Source organism: Pseudomonas sp. NBRC 111140, from assembly GCF_001320885.1.
Lineage (GTDB): Bacteria > Pseudomonadota > Gammaproteobacteria > Pseudomonadales > Pseudomonadaceae > Aquipseudomonas > Aquipseudomonas putida_P.
In genome coordinates, this window is the sequence record NZ_BCBQ01000069.1 from 1 (window position 1) to 22395 (window position 22395).

The window sequence follows — 22395 nt, forward strand, 5'->3', positions numbered from 1 at the left end:
GTTACGTTCGCCACCGAAGGTGAAGCGCAGGCAGCGGGCTACCGCAAGGCGGGTAACTGCCGATGACTTGACTTGCGGGGCCTTCACTTGTGTGAGCGGCCTTGTGCAAGTACCAGGGTTCGCGCTAGCCGTTGACCAGGTTCAACGGCCGCTCACCGGCCAGCGCGCTGAGCAGGTTGTCCACCGCGCAACGCGCCATGGCCTGGCGGGTTTCCTCGGTCGCTGAGCCGATATGCGGGGTCGCTACGACGTTATCGAGCTGCAATAGCGGCGAGTCTGTCGCCAGCGGCTCCTGCACGAACACATCAAGCCCCGCGCCGCGAATGCGCCGGTTCCGCAGCGCTTCGATCAGCGCTTGTTCATCCACCACACGCCCACGCGAGATGTTCACCAGGATTGCTTCGGGCTTCATCAACGCCAGTTCCCGTGTGCCGATCAGGCCTTCGGTGCTGGCGTTCAGCGGCACCGTCAGGCAAACGAAATCCGCCTGCTGCAACAAGGCATCCAGGCTGCATTTGCTTGCGCCATAGCGTGCCTCCACCTCGGGCTTGGGGCGCTGGCTGTGGTACAGCACACGCATGCCAAAGCCGGCGGATGCGCGCCGGGCCAAGGCCTCGCCGATGCGGCCCATGCCGACGATGCCCAGCGTCTTGCCGTGCACATCACTGCCAAAATGTGCAGGCCCCAGGTTGGCCTGCCAATGGCCATCACGCACCCAGTTCGCCAGCTCCACCACCCGCCTGGCGGTGGCCAGGAGCAGGGCAAAGCCGGTGTCGGCGGTGGTTTCGGTCAGCACGTCGGGCGTGTTGGTCAGCTTCACACCACGGCGGCTGAGTTCGGCAACATCGTAGTTGTCCACGCCCACCGAAACGCTGGACACCACTTCCAGCTGAGGCGCCAGGTCAAGCAGGCTGGCATCCAGGCGCACACTGGCCCCGAGCAACCCGTGCGCGCCCGGCAACGCATCGCGCAAGCGGGCCAGGCCATCGGGCTGGGCCGTATCTACCCAGGTCACCTCAACGCGCGCTTGCAGGCGTGCCATCAAGTCAGCGGGCAGGCGTTTATACAGAACAATTCGCTTCTTCATTGCAAGTGTCCTAAGGGTTCACGGCCAGTTGCGCGCTATCGCGCTTTGCCCGGCCAGACATTTGGGAAGTATTGAGTGCAGCGGTAAGCGCCACTGCGCTCAGCAGCGCACCACACATGAACAGGTAAGAGGCGCCAGGCCCACCTGTTGCACCATTGAGGTAGCCCACCAGCCACGAGCCACCGAACGAGCCCAGCGCGCCCATGCTGTTGATCAGCGCCATGGCACCGCCTGCGACGTTGGCCGGCAGGATCTCGGGCACGATCGCGAAGAACGGGCCATAGGGTGCGTACATGCAGGCGCCGGCGACCACCAGCAACGTATACGACAGCCAGAAGTGCTCAGTGCCCAAGGCGTACGAGCCATAGAACGCCACGGCGGCAATCAGCAGTGGCGGCCAGACGAAACGCTTGCGTTTTTGCAGGCGGTCGGACGCCCAGGACACGCCCACCATCGCCAGCACCGCTGCCAGGTACGGCACCGAGGCCAGCCAGCCGGCCTGCACGATATCGACGTTCGCCGCTTGCTTGAGAATCGACGGCAGCCACAGCACGAAGCCATATACGCCAATACTCCAGCAGAAATACTGCAGCGCCAGGATGATCACCTGCGGCGAGCGGAACGCCTCGCGGTAGTTTTTCACTGGCTTGATGCCCTGCTGCTCGGCGGCCAGTGCTTGCGCAAGGGCGGCCTTCTCCTGTGCGCTCAGCCAGCTGACCTGGGCCGGGCGGTCATCCACCAGGCGCCACCAGAAGAACGCCCAGATCACAGCTGGCAGGCCTTCGATGATGAACATCCAGCGCCAGTCGTAATGTTTGATCAAGTACCCCGACACCACCGACATCCACAAGATGGTCACCGGGTTGCCGAGCATCAGAAAGGTATTGGCACGCGAGCGCTCGGCACGGGTGAACCAATGGCACAGGTACACCAGCATTGCCGGCATGACCGCCGCCTCCACCACCCCAAGCAGGAAGCGGATTCCGATCAGCATGTAGACGTTGCTGACCATGCCGGTAAGCGTGGCAAGGCCGCCCCAAAGGATCAGGCAGACGAAGATCAGCTTCTTCACACTGCGCTTTTCGGCGTAGATGGCACCGGGTACCTGGAAGAAGAAGTAACCGAGAAAGAACAGCGCACCCAGCAGCGAAGACAGCACGGGAGTGATTTGCAGGTCGTCGGCCATGCCAGAGGCGGCGGCGAAACCGTAATTGGCGCGGTCCAGGTACGCCAGGCTATAAGTGAAGAACACGATTGGGATGATGTACCACCAACGGCGAGGTGCCAGGCTTGGGCTTTGCATGGTTTGTTTCTCCTGAGCTTGTTGTTTTTGTTGCAACAGGTGATTCGGGGTTGGTTGGGTCAAGCGCTTCTGCGCAGGTTGTGGGCCTCCAGCTCGTGGCGCAGCGGCAGGCCTTCCATGTCGCCCCGCGATTGCACGGCACGGCTGCCGCACCAGTTACCACGCGCCACGGCCTCAGCCACTGCACGGCCCTCCAGCAGCGCACTGAGCACGCCGACGGCAAAGGCATCGCCGGCACCAACGGTATCCACCACATGGCTGACCGGCACCGCCGCTACCTGCCCTTCGCCCTTGGCGCTGCGAAAGTAGGCGCCGGCCTCGCCCAGTTTGATGATGACCAGCTCAACCCCTTGGTCAAGGTAGAACGCGGCGATGTTCGCCGGTGTTTGCTGGCCAGTCAGCAACCGCCCCTCTTCCAGGCCCGGTAGAACCCAGTCGGCCTTGGTCGCCAGGGCATTGATTTCGCGCACCATGCTGCTTTGATCAGGCCACAGCGAGGGGCGCAGGTTGGGGTCGAACGAAATACTGCGCCCCGCTGCGCGCATGGCGTCCAGCAGCGCGTGGGACAGCGCCCGGCAACTGTCCGACAGCGCCGGCGGAATGCCGGTGGCGTGCAGATGGCGTGCTTGCAGCACGTCTGAATGAATCAGCGCTGGCGACAGCCGACGGGCTGCCGAGCCACGGCGGAAGTACTCCACCGACGGGTCGCTGCCATCATCGCAGCGGGCCTTGAGCTGAAAACCGGTGGGGTAGCTGGCATCCACCTCCACGCCAGAACAGTCCAGGCCTTCGCGGCGCAAGCTGTCGAGCACGAAACGGCCCAGCGAATCGTCACCTACCCGGCTCAGCCAGCGCACGTTGAAACCCAGCCGCGCCAGGCCGATGGCCACGTTGCTGTCCGCACCGGCGATGCGTTTGCCAAACTGCTCGACACTGGCCAGGTCGCCGGTTTGCTCGGCAACGAACATGGCCATGGTCTCGCCGAAACACAGCACGTCATGCTCATGCATGGGCCACCTCCTGCTCCGCGCCCAGCGCAGACAGGCTACGCACCTGGGCGCGGGTCAGCGCCAGCAGGTCTTCGCCAACCAAGGGGTACTCGACGGCGCGTACCACGCCAGGCGCGAACTCGGCCAGCAGCGTTGCCCACTCGTGTAGGTCCGCCGCCTGGGGCGGTATGGCAACCAGGCGGCCATCGGCCCGGCGCTGCACAGCCTTGCAGTGCACGTACTGCACCCAACGGCCAAGTTGCCGTGCGGCTTGCCCCGCAGCCTCACCCTGCCACTGCCAGTTACCGATATCGAACGTCATCCCCAGGCGCAGCCGTAACTGCTCGGCATTCTGGAAAAACTCCACCAGGGGTTCGATCCTGCCTCCTTGGGTGGTCTGATCGTTTTCAACCAGCAGCAGCGGCCCATGTGCTGGCAGCACTGCCGCCAGGGCTGCCATATCGCAGCGCTCATTGAAATGGCCCAGTGAAACCTTCAGCGCCACCGCGCCAAGCGCTCGGGCGATTTCCAGCTTGTGGACCAGGAGTGGATCGGGCATGCCTTGCGTGGTCCACAGTTCAAGGGGTGTCGAATACAGGCACTCCAGGTGCAATGCGGCAATGACCGCACCCAGGGCGGAAGCGTCAGGTGCACTGGCGAACAGTTCTTCGCGCAATTCCACTCGGCTAACGCCAGCGGCTGCCAGCAAGTCCAGGAACTGCTCTTGGCCACGTTGCCGCACAAAGTCGGCACCGTAGCTGGAAAGGCTGATGGAAACGGGGTTCGGGTGCATTGTTTTTATCCTTATGAAACCGGTTTCATTTTTGATCGGCAGCGGCGGACACAGGCCTGCCGTTGCTTACTGGGGTTGGGTTGAGCCGCGGATGATCAGGTCGGCCTTGAAGTCGATGCGCCGCGCTGCCCCGCTGTCGCCGCGAAGGCGGCCGAGCAGGCTTTCGAAAGCCGCCTCACCGATGCGTTCGGTAGGCTGGGCCAGTGCAGTGATGCCTTTGCCAACCAAGGGGTACCAGTCCAGGTCGTCGAGGGCGATCAACCCGACGTCGGCAAACAAGTTGCACCCGGCCTCTTGCAAGGCCCGGGTTACCGCCAAGGTCGCTACGCCGTTGAAGGTGAAGATGGCTTGTGGGCCATGGCTATGGCGGGCGAGAAACGAAGCCAGCTGGCCCTGCAGCCCCGTGCTGGTTTCCAGTACTTGCTGACGCATGCCGGGCCGGCGGCTGACCGACGCACCGAACGCCTGCACCCGCTCCAGGCGTGAGCTGGTGCCATCGAGGGGTTCACTGACTGCCAGGATATCGCGGTAGCCTTGGGCCTGCAGGTGGTCGAGGGCCTGCTCGACCGCGTCGGCATTGTCCAGGCCGACCAGGTCCACGTTCAGTTCGGGCAACTGGCGGTCGACCAACACCATGGGGATGTCACGCTGCAGGTTGAGCAGTTCACCGGGGTGATGACCCAGGGTGTTCACGATCAACCCTTCGACGTTGTAGCTCTGCAGGGCCTCCAAGTGGTGACGTTCCTGCTCGTCGTCACGGTTGGTGTTGCACACCACCAGGCTGTAACCGTGCTGACGGCAGGCGGTTTCCACACCATGCATCACGGCCACTGAATAGGGGTTGAGAATATCGGCTACCAGCATGCCGATCAGTCGCGTCTGGCCGCGCTTGAGGCCGCGGGCCATCTGGTTGGGGCGGTAGCCGAGGCGCTCGATGACCTCTTCCAGGCGCTTGGCGGTAGCGTCGGCCAGCAATTGACGATCGCCACCGATGTAACGGGAGACGGTGGCTTTGGAAACGCCAGCGACACGCGCTACTTCGCTGATGGTGACCCGTTCGCGGGCATGGGCAGGCGCGTCGATCATGGGTTGTCCTTGTGATTATTGTGATTGCGATGAAACCGGTTTCAATACAGCAAATCTGTGGCAATTCGTCAACATACCGTTAGTCAGTAATGTTGAAGCCGATATGGTATTCGAGATTATATAAGCTACTTAAGATACTGATATAACAGTAATTTTAAGACGCCGAATAAGGGAGCGGGTTAACCCCGCCCCCCCAATGCATCAGGATGCACGTAAGAGGTCAGCGAAGCGACTTCACATCACTGGCCGTAACGGCGCCGCCCTGGTTACCCCAGCTGCTGCGAATGAAATTCACCACCTCGGCAACCTCCTGGTCACTCAGGCGCCAACCGAACGCTGGCATGGTGAAGTTCGATGGCGCGGTATGCGTTGCCGGTACCGTGCCCCCCGCCAACACCACATGGATCAACGATGTGGCATCCGTGGTTTGCACCACGGGGTTACCGGCCAGCGCTGGGAACACTCGGGTGTAGCCCTGGCCATCGGTGCGGTGGCAGGCCGCGCAATTGTCGATGTACACCGCCGCCCCAGGCTTGCTGTCATCACCGTTCCACAGCGCCTGCGCCACCTGCTTGTCGTAGACGTGCGGCTGGTCGTCGGGGTTGCTCGGCGGCAAGGTCTTCAGGTAGCGGGCGATCGCGGTCAGGTCGGCATCCGTCATGTGCTGCATGCTGTGCTCGACCACGTCGCTCATGCCGCCGAACACGGCGCTGCGATCGCTGCGCCCAGTCTTGAGGAACTGCACCAGCTGCGCCTCGCTCCAGCTGCCCAGCCCGTCCTGGTGATCGCCACGCAGGTTCTTGGCAATCCAGCCGTCCAGCGGAGCGCTGCCGGCCAGAAACTGCTCGCCATCCGCAGGGCTCAGCGCTTTTTCCTGCATGGTCAGCGCTCGTGGCGTATGGCAGGCGCCACAATGCCCAAGCCCTTCGACCAGGTACGCACCACGGTTGACCACCGGGTCGGCTGCCGCCGAGGCCTGCCAAGGCTTGGCCTCTGGTGCGAACAGGCCACGCCAGATTGCCAGCGGCCAACGCATGCTCAGTGGCCAAGGAATGTCGGTGGCCTTGTTCGGCTGCTCGACCGGCTCCACGCCCTTCATGAAGTAGGCGTACAGCGCCTGCATGTCCTGCTCGCTGACCCGTGCATATGACGGATACGGCATGGCCGGGTACAGGGTGCTGCCGTCCTTGCCGATACCCTTGCGCACCGCCTGGTCGAAGTCCTCGAAGCTGTACTGGCCAATGCCGCTGGCTGCCGGGGTGATGTTGGTGGAATACACCGTGCCGATTGGCGTTTCCATCGGCAAGCCACCGGCAAAAGGCTTGCCGCCCTTGGCGGTGTGGCAGGCCACACAATCACCGGCGCGGGCCAGGTATGCACCTTGGCGCACCTGCGCATCGTCATGGGTGGCCGCCTGCGCAGCCGTACCGGCACCCAGCAGCAGGGTTGCGATCAACATTGTCTTCATGCTCATCGCTCCTCAGGCCTGAACCAGCGGGCCGGGGTTTTTCAGGTACTGCTCGCGGATGGCGCGGGCCGACCAATAGGTCAGCGCGGCCACCAGCCCGGTCGGGTTGTACCCCAACCCCTGCGGGAACGCCGAAGCGCCCGGGACGAACACGTTGTGCACGTCCCAGCTTTGCAGGTAGCGGTTCAGTGCACTGGTTTTCGGGTCGGTGCCCATGATCGCGCCACCGTTCAGGTGGGTGGTCTGGTAACTGGCGGTGTTGAAGTGATCCTTCACCTGCTTGCCCAGCACGGCAATGGCCTTGGGGTTCATCGCCTGGGCGATCTTGCTCAGCTTGCCGACCATGAACTGGTTCATCTTGATGTCGTTCTCCTGCCAGTCGAAGGTCATGCGCAACAGCGGCTGGCCGTAGGCGTCGCGGTACGTGGGGTCGAGGTCCAGGTAGTTGCCACGGTAGGACTGGTGAGCGCCGTGGGCGTCCATCGACACCTGGTGGGTGTAGTAGTCCGCTGTGGCTTTCTTCCAGGCACTGCCCCAGGCCGGCGTGCCCGGCGGGTTGGAGATGCCGGCAATTGGCCGGCTGCCGGCCTGGTTCACCCACATCGGCGAGCCGCCGACAAAGCCGTGCGGGCCATGGTCGAAGTTGTCGGCATTGAAGTCGTCAATGGCAATGCCATTGCCACCCGCGCCGATAAAGTTGTTGGTGTAGGTGCTCTTGTCGAAGAACGCCTTGACCGTCCCCATGTTCTGGTAGGCGAAGTTACGCCCGACCACACCTTCGTTCTTCACCGGGTCGTAAGGCTTGCCAATGCCGGAAAGCAGCATCAGGCGAACGTTGTTGAACTGGAACGCCGCCAGGATCACCAGCTCCGCTGGCTGCTCCACCTCGCGCCCCTGGGCATCGATATAGGTCACACCGGTAGCCTTGCGCTTGCTATCGTCCAGGTTCACCCGCAGCACGTGGGCATTGGGCCGCAACTCGAAGTTGGGCACCTGGCGCAGCGCCGGCAGAATGTTCACGTTGGGCGAGGCCTTGGAGTACATGTAGCACACGTAGCCGCTGCAAAAACCACAGAAGTTGCACGGCCCCATTTGCGCACCGTAGGGGTTGGTGTAGGGGCCGGAGGTGTTTGCCGAGGGCAAGTTGTAGGGTTTGTAGCCCAGGCCCGTGGCGGCCTTTTCGAACAACCTGGCCGATACAACGTTCTTCTGCGCAGGCAGTGGGAACGGGTTGGAACGGTCCGGTGCATAGGGGTTGCCGCCCTTCCCTTCACCGACCACCTTGCCTTTGACGGTCCACGCCTGGCCTGAAGTGCCGAAAACCTTTTCGGCAAAGTCGAAATACGGCTCCAGTTCTTCGTAACTGACGCCGAAGTCCTGGATGGTCATGCCCTCGGGGATGAACGTGCGCCCGTAGCGCTCTTCGTAGTGGCTGCGCAGGCGCAACTCGACCGGGTCGACCCGAAAGTGCACGCCCGACCAGTGCAGGCCTGCACCGCCAACGCCCTTACCTGGCAGGAAGGCACCGAGCTGGCGGTTGGGCAGCGCCACGTCGTTCACGCTATGGCGGACAGTGACAGTTTCTTTCGATACATCGACGAACAGCTTCTTGCGCACGCTGTAGGTCAGCTCATCGATCACCTGCGGGTAGCTGCCTTCCGGGTAGGTGTCCTGCATCGGCCCACGCTCCAGGGCTACCACGTGCAGACCCGCTTCAGTCAGCTCCTTGGCCATGATCGCGCCGGCCCAGCCGAAGCCGACGATCACGGCATCCACTTTGTTCAACACAGTCGCCATGCTTCAAGCCCTCTCGCCGCGAATCGATACAGCCGGAAACGGGTAAGGCTCGTTGCGCTCGACCCAGTCCATGAAGTCGGCGCGGGCGCCGGGGAAACCAATCTGGGTCCAGCCGACCATGCCTTTGTTGCCACCATGGATCGGGTCGCAGAAGAACCCTTCACGGGTGTTTTGCACCAGCAAGCTGAAGAACACCTTGGCCGGAACGGTATCGAACACCAGCTCGCCTGCCTCGACCTTGCTGAGAATACGGTCTCGGGTAGCGCTATCTTGCGCAGCAAAAGGCTGCCCGCCGTTGGTTTTGCACCAGCCGTCCACGGCAGCGATGCCCAGGCGGTAGATCTGTTGTGGGTTGAGCTGTAGCTGATAGCCCAGCTCGGGCGCCGCGTCGGCGTTGAACGGGCCTTGCATGTACCACTGTGCACCCGTCGCATAGGGAGTGTTCATCTGCCGGTCGATGAATTCGGCGGCGCCGGCTTCGAGTGCGCCGGGGCCAAGTTCATCGGCCGGGATGATGCGCGACACGGCAGCTTGGACAAAAGCCCACTCTTCGCCACTGAAGAACGTCGGCTGATAGTCGCCCGCGGGTGGCGTGGCCGGCACGTTGGGTTGCTGATGCGCTTGCGGGGCCGCAAGCAGCTGGCTGGCGCCCACGCCCAGCCCTGTGCTGGCCACGGTAACGACAGGGATCAGGGTCAAGGTCTTGCGCAGAAAATCCCTGCGCGGGTTGTCTGGGGCATGCTCAGGCATTGGAAGTCCTCATTCGGCTGTGCGGCGGCCTTGGAAAGCGCCATCTGATTTCTTTAGGGGGTGATCTTGATAGGCCATCAAGAAGACAGCCGAATAATCTAGCGCGTTCAGAAATGTTTTGAAACCGGTTTCATACTTGACTTATTACAGCTCAAGCCACCCCCGTACGGCTGTCCGATAAGGCTTTTTTCACACCTGCCTCACTCTCTGCCGACATTCCACCGCCTACAGTGCCGACGCTCTCGTATGGAGCGAGCTGACTGGAGTGGCAATATGCTGCAAGGCGTTATCGACAAATCCCCCGCCTCACGGCTTGCGCAGGTATACCGACTGCCTTGGGGTGCGGCGCAATTGGCAGTCCTGTGCATGCTGTTCGTGCTGGGCGCGGCAGCAGCCTGGGCGCATGCCCACATGGCCATCCCAAACCTGGGCAACCCGCATCACCTGCAACGCAGCGGGCTCGAGGCCGCCTGGGCGAAAGGCTCGGTGATTGTGGTGCTGCGCCATGCTGAACGCTGCGACCGCTCCAGCGGTGCCTGCCTGGGTGACCCCAGCGGTATCACGGTCGCGGGCAGCCAGGTGGCGGCCAATGTAGGCCTCGGCCTGCAACACCTCGGCCTGAGCGCAGCCGATGTCTGGGCCAGCCCGGAGGTGCGCACCCGGCAGACCGCACACGCCATGTTCGGTAAAACCATTGCCACGCAAGACTGGCTTAATCAGTGTGACGGCGACTTTGCCGAAAACGCCCTGGCGCTCAAGCGAAACGGCCACAACCTCGTGCTGGTCAGCCACAGCGGCTGCATGGAGCGGCTGGAACAGGCGCTAGAAGTGCCCTCAAGCGCGATGTCCAACAGCTATGCCAGCGCCCTGTTCATTACCCAGGGCAGCGATGGCAAGGCGAAAATGCTGGGCCAGATAGCAGCCAGTGAATGGCGCAAACTCGTTGAAGCCAAGGAACTCTGAACATGCCCTCCCGCGCCACCTTCTACCGCAACAACCTGCTGCTGCCGCTGTTGCTGGCCGCCATCGTGTTCATGGCATTCGACCTCACGGAGCTCGATCGCTGGATTAGCAACCTGCTGCTCGACCCGGCCACTGGGCAGTTCCCGCTGCTGCACAACCAGTGGTTCGAGAAAGCCACGCACAAATGGCCGCGCATCCTGCCGGACTGGACGGGTGAGCTGGCCGTCATCGGCAGCCTGCTGTCGTTCATCTGGCCGCGCCTGGCCAACCGCCCTCAAGGGGGCCTGACCCGGGTGTTGGAAAAGGCCCGAATCGCCCCGGTGCTGCGTTTTACCACCCAACACCGCCGCGACTTGCTGTTTATTGTGGTGGCGTTTGCGCTGAGCACAACCGTGATTCATTACCTGAAAAGCCACACCAGCGTGTATTGCCCCGTGGAAACCACGCTGTATGGCGGCTCGCACGCCCGGGTCGAATGGTTCGAAAACTTTTCCTTGTGGAGCAAGGCCGGCGATGGCCGTTGCTGGCCGGGTGGCCATGCTTCCAGCGGGTTTACCTTGTTGGCGCTGTATTTCGTTGCACTTCGTCACCGGTGGGCGCATGCACGCAAGTTGCTGGTGGCTATTTTGTTGATCGGGTTCGTGTACGGCACTACCCGGGTGCTGCAGGGTTGGCACTATATGTCCCATACCTTCTGGGCTGGGATCTTTGTCTGGCTGACAACCTGGGCAACGGCATTGTTTTTCTATGGACGCATCGCGTTGCAGGCGCCTGAACACAGTCCTGAAGCCGTTAGTACCCAGACTGCAGACTTCGCGTAGTACCTGTGGCAGCGGCTGGTTTGCACCATCACCCAAGCTAGCCCTGGAGCAGCCTTGTGCTGCTCACACAGGTCCGGTGCTCGCCTTGGCATGGCGGGGGTGCGAAAACTGGGTTGGAATTACTTGCCCCCAATCCCCAACCTTGGGGGAACGCTGCCCACCGCCGGCCGCTTGTGAACCCTCCTGCTGAAAACCTCCACCCCCTGCGCCACAAGGCCTGCAACGCAATATTCAACTGTTGGCACAGCTCTTGCCGATCTCCTCCCAGACGCCCCAAGTCCATGGGCCCGTTTGCAGGAGGAATTGACTCATGCACCGACCGATACCCCACCCGCTGGCAGTGGCGATTTTCGCCGGCATGCTCCAGCTTCCGGCGCAGGCTGCCCTGAACGCTGTCGATCCAGGCGCCTACGTCCCCGCCAACGGCGGCTTCCCCGCCTGGTACCAGGACAGTCACGGTCGAACCCTCGACCTGTGCCTGACCAAGGCCGTCAGCTCTCGGGTCGCCGGCGCGCCCGGCGCACCGTCGTACATGTGCACGCTGCTCCCGACCCCCGGTGTGTTCGACGATACCCAACCCATCGTCTTCCCCACCAACTTCCCTGACGAGGCATTCTGGTTCACTGCCGACGCCGCCATCGCCGACGCCGCCCGCGGCATCAACCTCAGCTACGGCACGGCAATCGAAGCGGCATTCGCCGCCGAAGAGCCGGTGGAGGGTGACCAGGTCAGCTTCGCCCGGGTGCGTATCCGGGTTGATGTCCCTACCGCCGGCACCTACGTGGTCACCCACCCCTACGGCGTTGAAGTGTTCGATGTCCCCGCCGCAGGGCGCCGTGCGATCAACATGACCCGCGACATCGGCATTGCCGGCGCAGGCGACTTCACCGGTGCGCTGAAGGGCGATGTCGGGCCGTTCCTGCGCAGTGTCAACGGCCCCTACACCGAAGGTAACGAACGCTTCATCGGCGACCCGAACCTGGAAGAACGGGTAACCGGCAGCCCGTTCAACACCAACTTCGTCCGCATCGAAGGCCCTGGCGGCATCGACCTGCGTACCGAACTTTTCGCAATCTCCGGCAAGCTCTCGACTGTCGCCCTGCCTACCCCGCTGATGCCACAGCGCAGCACGTACTCGCGGCATACCGAGAATGGCGACCTGCGTGCCCAGCAGGACATCTTCGTGATGGCCCCGCCGCCGCCTGCCAGCGTAACCCTGACCAGCCAGACCCCCAACCTGAGCCTCACCGAGGCCAACGGCACCGGCGCCTGGTACGCCCAATCGGCGCTGAACCCGGCGGCCGGCACCATCCTCACACTCACCGCCGACAACAGCGTGGCGATTCCGACCAGCAGCCTGACCACCCACAACGTGCCGCTGACCGACCTGGTCACCATCACCCAAGCCCAGTACCGGCTGTCCACCGGCGAGCTGACCTTGGTGGCCAGCACCAGCGACGAAACCACCCCACCCGTGCTCACCGCCCATACCGGCAACGGTACGTTGATCGGCAACCTTGGCGGCAACGGCGCGGTGAAGACGTTGAGCATGACCGTCTCACCCATCCCGCCGGCCAAGGTGCAGGTCACCAGCGCCAATGGGGGTAGCGATACCGAAGACGTGGTGCTGGTGCCATGAACAGACAAAGGCTCAGCCTTCAAGGAGGCAGCATGAACACTTGGTCGCGCCGTGCGCTGTTCGCCGCCGGTTTTTCCCTCACCGTTACCAGCGCTGCCTTTGCCGCGTTGTCTGAAGTGGACCCAGGGCCCTACACCTTCGCCACCGGTGGCTACCCGATGTGGTACAAGGACGGCCTGAACCAGTCCCTGGAGCTGTGCCAGTCACGTGCCACCAGTACCCGCGTACCTGGCACCCCGGCCGCACCGTCCTACATGTGCACCCTGCTGCCGGAACCCGGCATCTACGACGATGCGCTGCCGCTGGTGTTCCCGGACAACTGGCCGCCTGAGATGTTCTGGTTCCTGGCCGAGGCCACCATCCCTGCCGTGGGTAACAGCGGCTATGAACTGGATGCCTATGTCGCAGGCCTGGAAGCGGCCTTTGCCGCCGAAAACCCGGTGGACGGCGACCAGCAGAGCTTCGCCCGCATCCGTATTCGTGTATCGGTACCCCGCGCAGGTGTGTACACCATTACGCACCCTTACGGTGTCGAAACCGTCAACGTCACCTCGCCCGGTCGGCGAGCGATCAACATTACCCGCGACATCGGTATCGGTGCGCCGGGGAACTTCACCGGGGCGCTCAACGGCGCACTCGGGCCATGGCTGCGAGGGGTTGGCGGGCCTTACACCGAAGTCAACCCGGACACCGGCGCCACCGAAACCTTCATTGGTGACCCGAACCGCCCAGAAGCCGTGGTGGGCAGCCCGTTCAATACCAACTTCATCCGCATCGACGGCCCGCCCGGTCGCATCGAGACTGCGTTGTTCACTGTCTCGGGCAAGGTGCTGGACCAACGCGCGCAAACCCCGGTCACCCTGGAGCGCGCCACCTACTCGCGCAACGGCAGCGGCACCCGCGTGGAAGTGTTCGCCAAGGCCCCGAAAGAGGCCAGCCTGTGCATGCGCAATGGCCTGGCGCTTATCGGCACGCCGCCTTCGCCCTGCCAGTTCAACCTGACGGCGGACAACAATGGCCTGTTCTTCAGCCAGCAGCTCAGCCAGGCCGTGCCGCCGGCGGTAGTGGTGGTCACCGCCAGCAACAGTGCCGCCGGCACCCAGCCGACCGCGCTGTCAAGCAAGCTCACCGACGTGGTCAAGATCAGCACCGCGCGCTATGACTGGGCCAACAAGCGCCTGCTGATCGAGGCCAGGTCGAGTGACGAGGTCACCATCCCCGACATGCTCGCCCAAGGCTATGGCCGCCTGTCCAAATCGGGCACGCTGCAAAGCCTCACGGTCAACGATGTGGCGCAACCGCCAGCCACCGTTACGGTCAAGTCTGCCCATGGGGGTAGCGACGTGGAGCCGGTGATCGTGGTCGGCAACGCACCGGTCGAGGCGGCCAACCAGCCACCGCTGGCCCAGGCCGACGTTGGCAGCACCAGTGTCGGTGTGCCGATTACCCTGAACCTGCTGCAAAACGACAGCGACCCGGACGGCAACGTTCCGCTGACCATCAGCGACCTGACCCAGCCTGGAACCGGCCTTGGCGGCGTGGTGCTCAACGGCACCACCTCGGTTACCTACACCCCGCCAGCCGGGGCCACGCAACCGCTGGTGGCCACCTTCAGTTACCGGGCGGTGGACGCCAAGGGGCTGAAGTCGGAACCGGCCACGGTCACCATCAACGTCGCGCCTAACCAGGCACCGACTGCCAACCCGGAAACCGTTGCCACCCTGGGCGTGCCATTGACCATCAACGTGCTGGCCAACGACACCGATCCAGAAGGCAACGTACCGCTGGCCGTTGCTGGCGTCACCCAACCGGCTGCCGGCCGAGGCACAGTCAGCACCGACGGCACCACGGTGACCTACACCCCACCGGCCACGGTGACCACGGCCTTCACCACCACCTTCACCTACCAGGCCCGTGACTCGCTGGGGGCGCTGTCTACCCCAGGCACGGTCACCGTCAACGTATCGCCACGGCCTGCCGCCGAAACCTTCGCGGTCACGGCAGCCACTGTCACGGCGCGCTCCAACAACCGGTACAACTGGGATATCAGCGGTACCTCGTCGGTAACCACGGGCAACGTTGTCACCGTCCGGGTCACCACCACCACCGGCGTGCAGACGCTGGGTACCGCCACGGTGCCGGTGAACGGCCGCTGGCGTCTGGCAGTGAGCAACAGCACCACGATCATCCCGACCGCCGCGCCGACGGCAACCATCACCACCAGCCCGGGTACCACCCGCACCGTCAACGTGGTTGTGCAGTAAAGGCGGGGGAAACGCCATGAAACGCCTGTATCCACTGCTGTTCAGCCTGGCCCTGGCGGGCCAGGCCAGCTGGGCCGATGACCTGATGGACAATGCCGACCTTGCGCCCGGCAACGACCTAGGTGACCCGGTGATCATCCGCCTGCTACCGGTCGGTGCCGGTCAGGCTGCGGTGATCGAACAGCAAGGGTCGGGCAACCGCGCCGCCCTCGACCAGAACGGTCAGGCCCTGTTGGGCCGCATCGTCCAGGCCGGTGGTGCGCAAGAAGCGTACATCCTGCAAGAAGGTAATGACCTGATGGCCAGCATCAGCCAACAGGGAAATGGCAACAGCGCGTCGATCCGCCAAAGCGGCAGCAGCAACAGCGCTGCCATCGAGCAGATCGGCAACGACAACAGCGCCAGCATCGTGCAGTCCGGCTCGGGCCTCAACAGCTCCGTGACCCAGGCCGGCAATGGCCAGCATGTTCAGATCACCCAATACCGATAGACCTGGAGGCACCACCATGTACAAGCTCGCTCCGTTAAGTGCCGCTATCGTCCTGGCCCTCGCAGGTCAGGCCATGGCTGCTGACAGCACCTCGTCCCAGACTCAGGACGGCAAGGAAAACATCGCCGAAGTCACCCAGACCCAGGCTTCCTTTGCCTCGGCCACCCAGAACCAGACCGGCAAGGGCCACAACCACCTGGCGGTGCAGACCGAAAGCACCAGCGATATCCAGCAGAGCGCCACTGGCCAGTACAATGCCGGCTACGCCGAGCAGTTGTTTGAAAATGGCAGCCAGATCAAACAGCAGGCTTCAGGCAGCTACAACGACGCCTTCGCCAGCCAGTCGGTTGGGCTGAACAACGAGTCGCTGCAAACCCAGCAAGGCGTCGGCAACAAATCCACGGTATGGCAGGACAGCCAGGAAGGCAGCAAAGCTACCACCTGGCAATCTGGCCAGCGCAACGAGGCCTTCATCGAGCAAACCTTCGGTGGCCTCAACAACCGCAGCACCGTCAACCAGACCGGCCAGGACAACTACGCCGCCGCCGAGCACCTGAACCATGTCGATGGCGACATTCAGGTCTACCAGGATGGCCACGACAACTGGGCCTATGGCGACCAGCGTGAAGGCACCGGTGGCACCATCGGCATTGGCCAGTACGGTGGCGGCAACTCGGTGGAGGTGTGGCAGGACAACCAGATCGGTAGCCAGGCCTCCGTGACCCAGACCGGCCAGGCGAACGAAGGCTATATCGACCAGAGCTTCGGTACCGGCAACAAGGTCAGCCTGTCGCAGCAAGGCAATGCCAACGCCAGCTGGTCGGATCAGTTCGAGACCAACAACGCGACCGCCACCATCACCCAGACCGGCAACAACAACCTGCACTTCACCTACCAAAATGGTGAAAACCTCAACCTGACCATCAACACCAAAGGCAATGGCAACAGCATCACCGCCAGCAACTGGAAAGGCGCCAAGATGGGCGGCCAGTTCGGCACCAACCAGAACGCCACCATCAACCAGACGGGCAATGGCAACGGCGTCAACCTGACCCAGAAGGGCGCTGACCAAATGGCCACGCTGACCCAGACGGGTAAAGGCAACCAGATGCAGACCAAGCAGGATGACGTCAACAACGAGCTGTACTTCGAGCAGAACGGCACCGACAACATCCTGATCGCCGACCAACGCGGTACCGACAACTATGCCTACGGCAACAGCCAGGGCACCGGCAACTCCATCACCCTCGACCAGTCCGGCTACGCCAACCAAAGCTACACCAACCAGCTGTACGGTAGCGGCAACGAAGCCACCATCAAACAGACTGACAGCATCAACGTCGCCTACGTGACCCAGGGAGGCCAGGGCAACAAGGCGTTCGTCGACCAGAGCGGTATCGCCCAAACCGCCACCATCACCCAGCTGGGCAGCGCGAACCTGGCCACTGTGACCCAGAAGTAAACCTCTCCCCCTTGAACCGCGGTGCTCCTCTCCCTGGTGCCGCGGTTCCTTTTTTGATACCCCAACCCTTGGCATACTTTCGCTCCGCCTGGGGAGCTATGCCGGCCTCTTCGCAGCACAAGGCCGGTCCTACAGCAATTGCATCCATCGGGATACACTGGCTACACATCACACATATGCAGCCCCTCATGATCCAGTCCGACCTCGACCTGTTCGGCCCCCAGCCGCAACGCCTGGCCAGCCACACCGTGCTGCTGCCTGGCTTCGCCCTGGCCGAAACCGAGGCGTTGCTCGACGCCCTGCGCCCAGTGCTGCGTGCCGCGCCGTTCCGGCACATGCACACCCCGGGGGGCCTGCGCATGGCGGTAGGCCTGACCAATTGCGGCTCGCTGGGCTGGGTGAGTGACGAAGGCGGCTACCGCTACAGCCCCAGCGACCCACTTAGCGGCAAGCCCTGGCCCGCCCTGCCCCCGGTTTTGCTCGCCCTGGCTGCCCGTGCTGCAGCCTTGGCTGGGTTCGAGGGTTTCGTGCCAGATGCCTGCCTGGTCAACCACTACTTGCCGGGCACCCGCCTGAGCCTGCACCAAGACCGCGATGAGCAGGATTTCGGCCAACCGATCGTGTCGGTGTCACTGGGCTTGCCGGCGGTGTTCCTGTTCGGCGGTCTGCAGCGCGCCGACAAAACCCAGCGCATCCCGCTGAGCCACGGCGATGTGTTGGTTTGGGGGGGCATAGACCGCTTGCGCTTCCATGGTGTGCTACCGATCAAGCCCGGCACGCACCCGCGCCTGGGTGAGCGGCGTATCAACCTGACTTTGCGCAAGGCGGGTGCCTGAAGGGTCTGCCCTCCCTCATCGACGTCGAACAAGATGAACGTACATGAAACACATTGAACATCTTGGCCAGGCAAGCTTCAAACGTTAAGCCGCTCTCTCTTCAGTCTGGAGCTCGCCATGCCCTACCCGCTCAATCCTTCAAGCCTGTGCAACGGAGCCACGCACCCATGAAGATGCCTGGCCGTGCACCCAATGCCTCGCTGCAGCTCGATTACGTACGCGACACCCTGTTCGGCCCGGTGGCGCAGAGCGTGGAATGCCAATGCCAGCTCGCCGCCCTCAACCTGCAAGGCCGCCCTGGGCTGCGCCTGCACATTTGCCCACCGCTGCCTGACAAGGTGGACCGTGCGCATAGCGTGGCCTTCGTCTGGGATGGGCGAAGTTACCGTGGTGTGGTCCGCGACCAGGGCAAATGCGGTGACGGCGGCCTGAACTTGCTGCTGGAATTGCAGTAAGCCGATCAACGGCGGCCAACCCGGCTGAACCGCCTGGCCGCAGCGTGTCTCCATAGCTAAAAGGCCCATGCCTGCTGGAGAACGCCATGAACAGTCCGTTGCTCAAGCTATTCACCCACCCCGCCGACGCCTGGCTGGATATCCGCCGTGCCGAGGAAGACCACCCACAGCAATACCTGCCGCGCCTGTTGGCCCTGGCACTGGTCCCTGCGGTGTGCCTGTTTGTCGGCACCACCACCTTCGGCTGGAGCCTGGCGGCTGAGGAGCGAGTGCGCCTGAGCATGGGCAGCGCCGCGCAACTGGCGGGGCTGCTGTATGCCACCACCGTCGTGGGGGTGATGCTGATGGGGGTGATGATCCGCTGGATGTCGCGCGGGTTCGATGCACAGCCCAGCCTGAACCAGTGCATTGGTTTTGCCGCCTACTGCGCCACGCCGTGGTTCTTTGCCGGGGTGGTCGGCCTGGTGCCTATTCGCTGGCTGGCTTTCGCCGCGCTGCTGGCTGCCTCTGCCTATGCCAGCGTGTTGCTCTATGGCGGGTTGCAGACATTCCTGCGGCTGAAGAAGGAACAGGCGATGCTGTTTGCAACCTGTGTCTGGGGTGTAGGGTTGTTGCTGCTGGTGAGCATGCTGGTGGCGATGATCCTGTTCTGGTTCAACGGCCTGATGCCAGAGTACGTACGCCCGGCCAGCTTGGGCTGACCGGGGCACGGCGGGCGCCCTCAGGCCATCGACCTGAGAGGCGCCGGGTGGTTGTCACGTAGCGCATGAAGCTGCCCCACCAGGTTGACCAGGTCACGGCAACTGTTCAGGTTGTGCAGCGAGACCCCGCTAAGGGTCACACTTTGATCGAGACTCTGGCCCTGACCCAGGCGGATGGTCAGGTGGGCGCCATCCAGGCAGCTGACTTCACAGCGATCCGGCAGGCACGCCTGCTCGATCATCTGCCGCATTTCTAGCATCGAAACTCCTATCAACGACATGGTACGACCCTCTCTGTGCGATGGCCTGTTGTGTGGAATTACGCCTTTGTCGGGCGGGGCGCCAATTGATATTGCGCATGCCCGGGCAGGCGTCCATGCGCCGGGGCAATGATGATGCGGGGAATCCTCTAGCACCTTAGTGGAAGATCCTGCGCATAGGCCGTGCGTTCGAATGCAATGACCGACTTAACGACGAGTGGTCCCTGCCGGCCCCAGCGAGGCCCACAAGTGCTGCGCCGCATAAGCCCGCCACGGGCGCCAGTCCAGTGCCCTTTCGGCCAGTTGCGCCTCGTCGCCCTCAAGCAACCGCAACGCCTTGATCAAGGCTACGTCACCCAGCGGCAAGGCATCAGCGGCGCCGGCCTGACGCAGCGCCAGGTAGTGGGCGCTCCACGGCCCGATACCCTTTAGCCGGCACAGGTTGCGCAATAGCTCATCCAGCACTTGCCCGCGACGCAGCAAGCCGGGGTCGGCCAGCAAGGCGTTGGCCAGGGTGGCGAGGGTGGTGGCGCGCGCGCTCGGCATGCCCATGTTTTCGAACTGTGCATTTGCCAATGTCGCTAGAGCCGGGAACAGGTGGCTCAAGCCCGGTGCCGACAGACGCAGCGGGGCGCCGTGGCGTTGCACCAGCCGGCCCGCCAGGGTCATGGCGCCGGCCACGCTGATTTGCTGGCCAAGTACGGTACGCATGGCTTGCTCGCAGGCGTCCCAGCCTTGCGGCACACGCAGCCCGGGGCGCGCCTTGAGCAGGTTTGCCATCAAAGGGTCGCAAGACAGCTCGGCGCTGATGCGTGCAGGGTCGGCGTCAAGGTCGAAAACCCGCCTCAGCCTGGCGATCAGGCCGGGCAGCGCGTGTGAAGGCGCGCCTTCAAGGCGAACGCGCAGGTGTTGGTTGGTCATTGGCGTCGCGTGCAGGACGGCGTGGTGGCCAGCAACGATCAGGGTGCGGCTGTAGGTGCCGTCGTGGCAGGTTTCGATGCCGGGGATACAGCGGGCGGCTAGGAAGCCCAGGGTCGAGGGCCAATGATAGGGGGCACGGTAGCGCAGCCACAGGGTGTGGTGGCCGGGGGTGGGCAATGATCGGCGCACGGCGTGCTGTCGAGTGAGGGTGGGCATGGGTGGATCATGCCAGAAAACCTTGAGGGTCAAGCCATGTACAAGCATGCCGGGGCTGCTTTGCAACCCCGGCTTTTTCAGGCAAGGCTCAGTGCCGAGCCCCTTCCCGCTCATCCTGCATCTGCCCAAACCGCCCGGCATGGAAGTCATCGAAAGATTCGGCGATCTCCGCCTGGCTGTTCATCACGAACGGGCCATAGCCGACGATCGGCTCATCGATCGGCTCACCGCTGAGCAGTAGCACACTGGCACCTTCCAACGCCTCGACACTGACATCCTCACCCTCCCGGTCAAGCAACACCAGGCTGGCCGGGCCTGCCTCGCGCTCGCCGTTGATTCGCACGTTACCACGCAGCACCACCAGCGCCGCGTTGCGGCCGGCAGCGACCGGCAGTTGCAAGGCCGCGCCAGCATTCAACCGCAGGTCCCACACATCCATCGCGGTAAAGGTCCGAGCTGGCCCCAGGTGCCCACGGTAGTCGCCCGCAACCACCCGCAAGCTGCCGGCGTCACCGTCCAGCGTGACCACCGGGATGTCGCTGGCCAGCAGGGTCTGGTACCCAGCCGCCGCGCGTTTGTCCCGCGCCGGCAGGTTGACCCACAGCTGGACCATTTCCAGCGTGCCGCCACTGCGGGCGAAGGCCGGAGAATGGAACTCTTCATGGATGATGCCATTGGCAGCCGTCATCCACTGTACGTCACCTGGGCCGATCAAGCCGCCAGCACCGGTGGAATCACGGTGCTCCAGTTCACCCTGGTAGACGATGGTCACGGTCTCGAAACCACGGTGCGGGTGCTGGCCCACCCCACGCCGTGCAGTGGTGGGGGTGAAATCATGCGGGCCGGCGTAGTCCAGCAGCAGGAACGGGCTGATCCGGCTGGCCAGGTTGTCGTAGGTGAACAGGCTGCGCACCGGAAAACCATCACCCACCCAATGGGCGTGGGGGCTGCGGTGGATACCCAGAATCTTTTTCATGAGAAGGCTCCTCTCTTGGCTGGGATAACCTTATCAATGATGCCAATCCGGCGGTAGCTGGCTCATATGGCATACATCGTTCCACCAATAGGACACTGAGCCTGTTCAGAAAAGCATTGCGTGCAGGATTGGGTGGCCTGGATACTGGGCTGCGAGCCATTGCTCAAGCCCCTCGGAAAATGCCTTGCCTACGATGGAAATTTCTCGGTAGAGAGGATCTTTCCGTGCGTATTCTGGGCTCAGTGAGTCCAAGCGACGACGATTTTCCAGTGAAGATATCAAGTCCAGGAACAAGGCATACTGCTCTAGCAACTGCCCAGTATGGGGGTTTGACTGTCCCAACATCGCAACGCGTTGTAGCGGTGTGAATGAAAGCCAATGGTCGAGGCGTTTAATCTTTTCACTGGCCGGTAGACCATGGGCCTCGGCAATCACCACGATCCCTCCCAGGTAAAGCAGCTTGCGAGAGAACTTCAGCTTGATGTTACGCACGCCCCAAGCCTTGCCTTCAGCCCGCTTTTCCTCGAAGTTCGCCATCATGCTGCGGTAATACCGAACCACATCATTAAGCATGAACCTGGGCAACCCTGTTCCTTGGTCGCTTGCCACATACCGGCACAGCAACTCGGTTCGCCACCGAGTGAAACTCTCATCGCCAAACAGTGGGCGGCCTTCCAGCAGGAGCAGCATTCGTCGGGTGAGCGCCGTATTGCTTTCCTGCTTCCATCCAATGTGGTTGCTCAACTCCGAATAGAGTGAAAGCGCGCCCTGACCAAACTTGGACTCATCGCTCTCACCCGGCCAGCTGAGCGGTCGAACCAGGTTTTTGACTTGATGCAGTACGTCGAGCAGCCGGGCCTCAGACATGCTGCCGTCATGCACGATGAAAAAATCGATGTCCGAAATACGCGAGACCTCGCACCGCCCGTAAGACCCCACGACAACAACAGAAACGGGGGCTTGCCTGACCAGCGGAGCGAGGGCGTACTGCATGGCCTGGCGCAGCGAATTGTTTGCCTGCCAAGAATGATCGAAGTGCTTTTGCAAACAAGGGTGTTGTGAAAAGGTCGTGGTAATCATCGTTGCAGGCTCAAAAAAGCATCACCTTACTGATGACA

21 protein-coding genes are annotated in these 22395 nt (G+C 62.9%); 9 read left to right on the top strand and 12 right to left on the bottom strand.

Annotated elements, in window-relative coordinates; genetic code table 11:
- Positions 1-124 precede the first annotated feature (124 nt).
- The 8 genes from APH42_RS20165 to APH42_RS20200 all read right to left on the bottom strand — a co-directional run bounded on the left by APH42_RS20165 (position 125) and on the right by APH42_RS20200 (position 9273).
- Positions 125-1087: a D-glycerate dehydrogenase gene (locus APH42_RS20165; protein ID WP_012272208.1), complete on the bottom strand. Its 963-nt coding sequence runs from the start codon at positions 1085-1087 to the stop codon at positions 125-127.
- Between the two features lie 10 nt (positions 1088-1097).
- Positions 1098-2390 (bottom strand): MFS transporter, encoded by a 1293-nt coding sequence (locus tag APH42_RS20170; protein ID WP_012272207.1) that lies wholly within the window; start codon positions 2388-2390, stop codon positions 1098-1100.
- A 59-nt stretch (positions 2391-2449) separates the two neighbouring features.
- Positions 2450-3400: a sugar kinase gene (locus APH42_RS20175; protein ID WP_060494080.1), complete on the bottom strand. Its 951-nt coding sequence runs from the start codon at positions 3398-3400 to the stop codon at positions 2450-2452.
- On the bottom strand, positions 3393-4172 hold the full coding sequence (locus APH42_RS20180; RefSeq protein WP_060494081.1) for a sugar phosphate isomerase/epimerase: 780 nt from the start codon (positions 4170-4172) through the stop codon (positions 3393-3395). The genes APH42_RS20175 and APH42_RS20180 overlap by 8 nt, the downstream gene beginning before the upstream one ends.
- A 66-nt stretch (positions 4173-4238) precedes the next feature.
- The gene (gene ptxS, locus APH42_RS20185; protein WP_060494082.1) at positions 4239-5258 is read right to left on the bottom strand and encodes a transcriptional regulator PtxS; all 1020 of its coding nucleotides are present in this window, start codon (positions 5256-5258) and stop codon (positions 4239-4241) included.
- Positions 5259-5478: 220 nt separating this feature from the next.
- Complete coding sequence (locus APH42_RS20190; protein WP_060494083.1) at positions 5479-6726, bottom strand: cytochrome c; 1248 nt, start codon at positions 6724-6726, stop codon at positions 5479-5481.
- Positions 6727-6738: 12 nt separating this feature from the next.
- On the bottom strand, positions 6739-8523 hold the full coding sequence (locus APH42_RS20195; RefSeq protein WP_012272202.1) for a GMC family oxidoreductase: 1785 nt from the start codon (positions 8521-8523) through the stop codon (positions 6739-6741).
- A 3-nt stretch (positions 8524-8526) separates the two neighbouring features.
- Positions 8527-9273 carry a gluconate 2-dehydrogenase subunit 3 family protein gene (locus tag APH42_RS20200; protein WP_060494084.1) on the bottom strand — a complete coding sequence of 249 codons (747 nt, stop codon included), beginning with the start codon at positions 9271-9273 and terminating at the stop codon, positions 8527-8529.
- Between the two features lie 273 nt (positions 9274-9546).
- On the opposite strand from APH42_RS20200, the gene APH42_RS20205 reads away from it, so the two are divergent.
- The 9 genes from APH42_RS20205 to APH42_RS20245 all read left to right on the top strand — a co-directional run bounded on the left by APH42_RS20205 (position 9547) and on the right by APH42_RS20245 (position 18904).
- Entirely contained in the window at positions 9547-10236 is a 690-nt protein-coding gene (locus APH42_RS20205; RefSeq protein WP_012272200.1) for a histidine phosphatase family protein, read from the top strand.
- 2 nt (positions 10237-10238) lie between these two features.
- Complete coding sequence (locus APH42_RS20210; RefSeq protein WP_060494085.1) at positions 10239-11057, top strand: phosphatase PAP2 family protein; 819 nt, start codon at positions 10239-10241, stop codon at positions 11055-11057.
- A 310-nt stretch (positions 11058-11367) separates the two neighbouring features.
- Positions 11368-12696, top strand: coding sequence for a hypothetical protein (locus tag APH42_RS20215; protein ID WP_060494086.1), 1329 nt, complete (start codon positions 11368-11370; stop codon positions 12694-12696).
- A 32-nt stretch (positions 12697-12728) separates the two neighbouring features.
- Positions 12729-14960 carry an Ig-like domain-containing protein gene (locus tag APH42_RS20220; RefSeq protein WP_060494087.1) on the top strand — a complete coding sequence of 744 codons (2232 nt, stop codon included), beginning with the start codon at positions 12729-12731 and terminating at the stop codon, positions 14958-14960.
- 16 nt (positions 14961-14976) lie between these two features.
- Positions 14977-15450: a curlin gene (locus tag APH42_RS20225; protein ID WP_012272191.1), complete on the top strand. Its 474-nt coding sequence runs from the start codon at positions 14977-14979 to the stop codon at positions 15448-15450.
- Between the two features lie 16 nt (positions 15451-15466).
- Entirely contained in the window at positions 15467-16912 is a 1446-nt protein-coding gene (locus tag APH42_RS20230) for a curlin (RefSeq protein WP_012272190.1), read from the top strand.
- Positions 16913-17100: 188 nt separating this feature from the next.
- Positions 17101-17748, top strand: a complete 648-nt coding sequence (gene alkB / locus APH42_RS20235) for a DNA oxidative demethylase AlkB (RefSeq protein ID WP_041166487.1) — start codon at positions 17101-17103, stop codon at positions 17746-17748.
- 167 nt (positions 17749-17915) lie between these two features.
- Positions 17916-18203 (top strand): hypothetical protein, encoded by a 288-nt coding sequence (locus APH42_RS20240; protein WP_012272188.1) that lies wholly within the window; start codon positions 17916-17918, stop codon positions 18201-18203.
- A gap of 86 nt (positions 18204-18289) precedes the next feature.
- On the top strand, positions 18290-18904 hold the full coding sequence (locus APH42_RS20245; protein WP_012272187.1) for a Yip1 family protein: 615 nt from the start codon (positions 18290-18292) through the stop codon (positions 18902-18904).
- Positions 18905-18924: 20 nt separating this feature from the next.
- Here the strand turns inward: APH42_RS20245 and APH42_RS20250 are convergent, their stop codons facing one another.
- The 4 genes from APH42_RS20250 to APH42_RS20265 all read right to left on the bottom strand — a co-directional run bounded on the left by APH42_RS20250 (position 18925) and on the right by APH42_RS20265 (position 22357).
- Complete coding sequence (locus tag APH42_RS20250; protein WP_060494088.1) at positions 18925-19185, bottom strand: DUF1652 domain-containing protein; 261 nt, start codon at positions 19183-19185, stop codon at positions 18925-18927.
- 186 nt (positions 19186-19371) lie between these two features.
- Positions 19372-20301 (bottom strand): DNA-3-methyladenine glycosylase, encoded by a 930-nt coding sequence (locus APH42_RS20255; protein ID WP_060494097.1) that lies wholly within the window; start codon positions 20299-20301, stop codon positions 19372-19374.
- An 88-nt stretch (positions 20302-20389) separates the two neighbouring features.
- Positions 20390-21277, bottom strand: coding sequence for a pirin family protein (locus APH42_RS20260; RefSeq protein WP_060494089.1), 888 nt, complete (start codon positions 21275-21277; stop codon positions 20390-20392).
- Between the two features lie 105 nt (positions 21278-21382).
- Positions 21383-22357 carry a nucleotidyltransferase domain-containing protein gene (locus APH42_RS20265; RefSeq protein ID WP_060494090.1) on the bottom strand — a complete coding sequence of 325 codons (975 nt, stop codon included), beginning with the start codon at positions 22355-22357 and terminating at the stop codon, positions 21383-21385.
- Positions 22358-22395 lie beyond the last annotated feature (38 nt).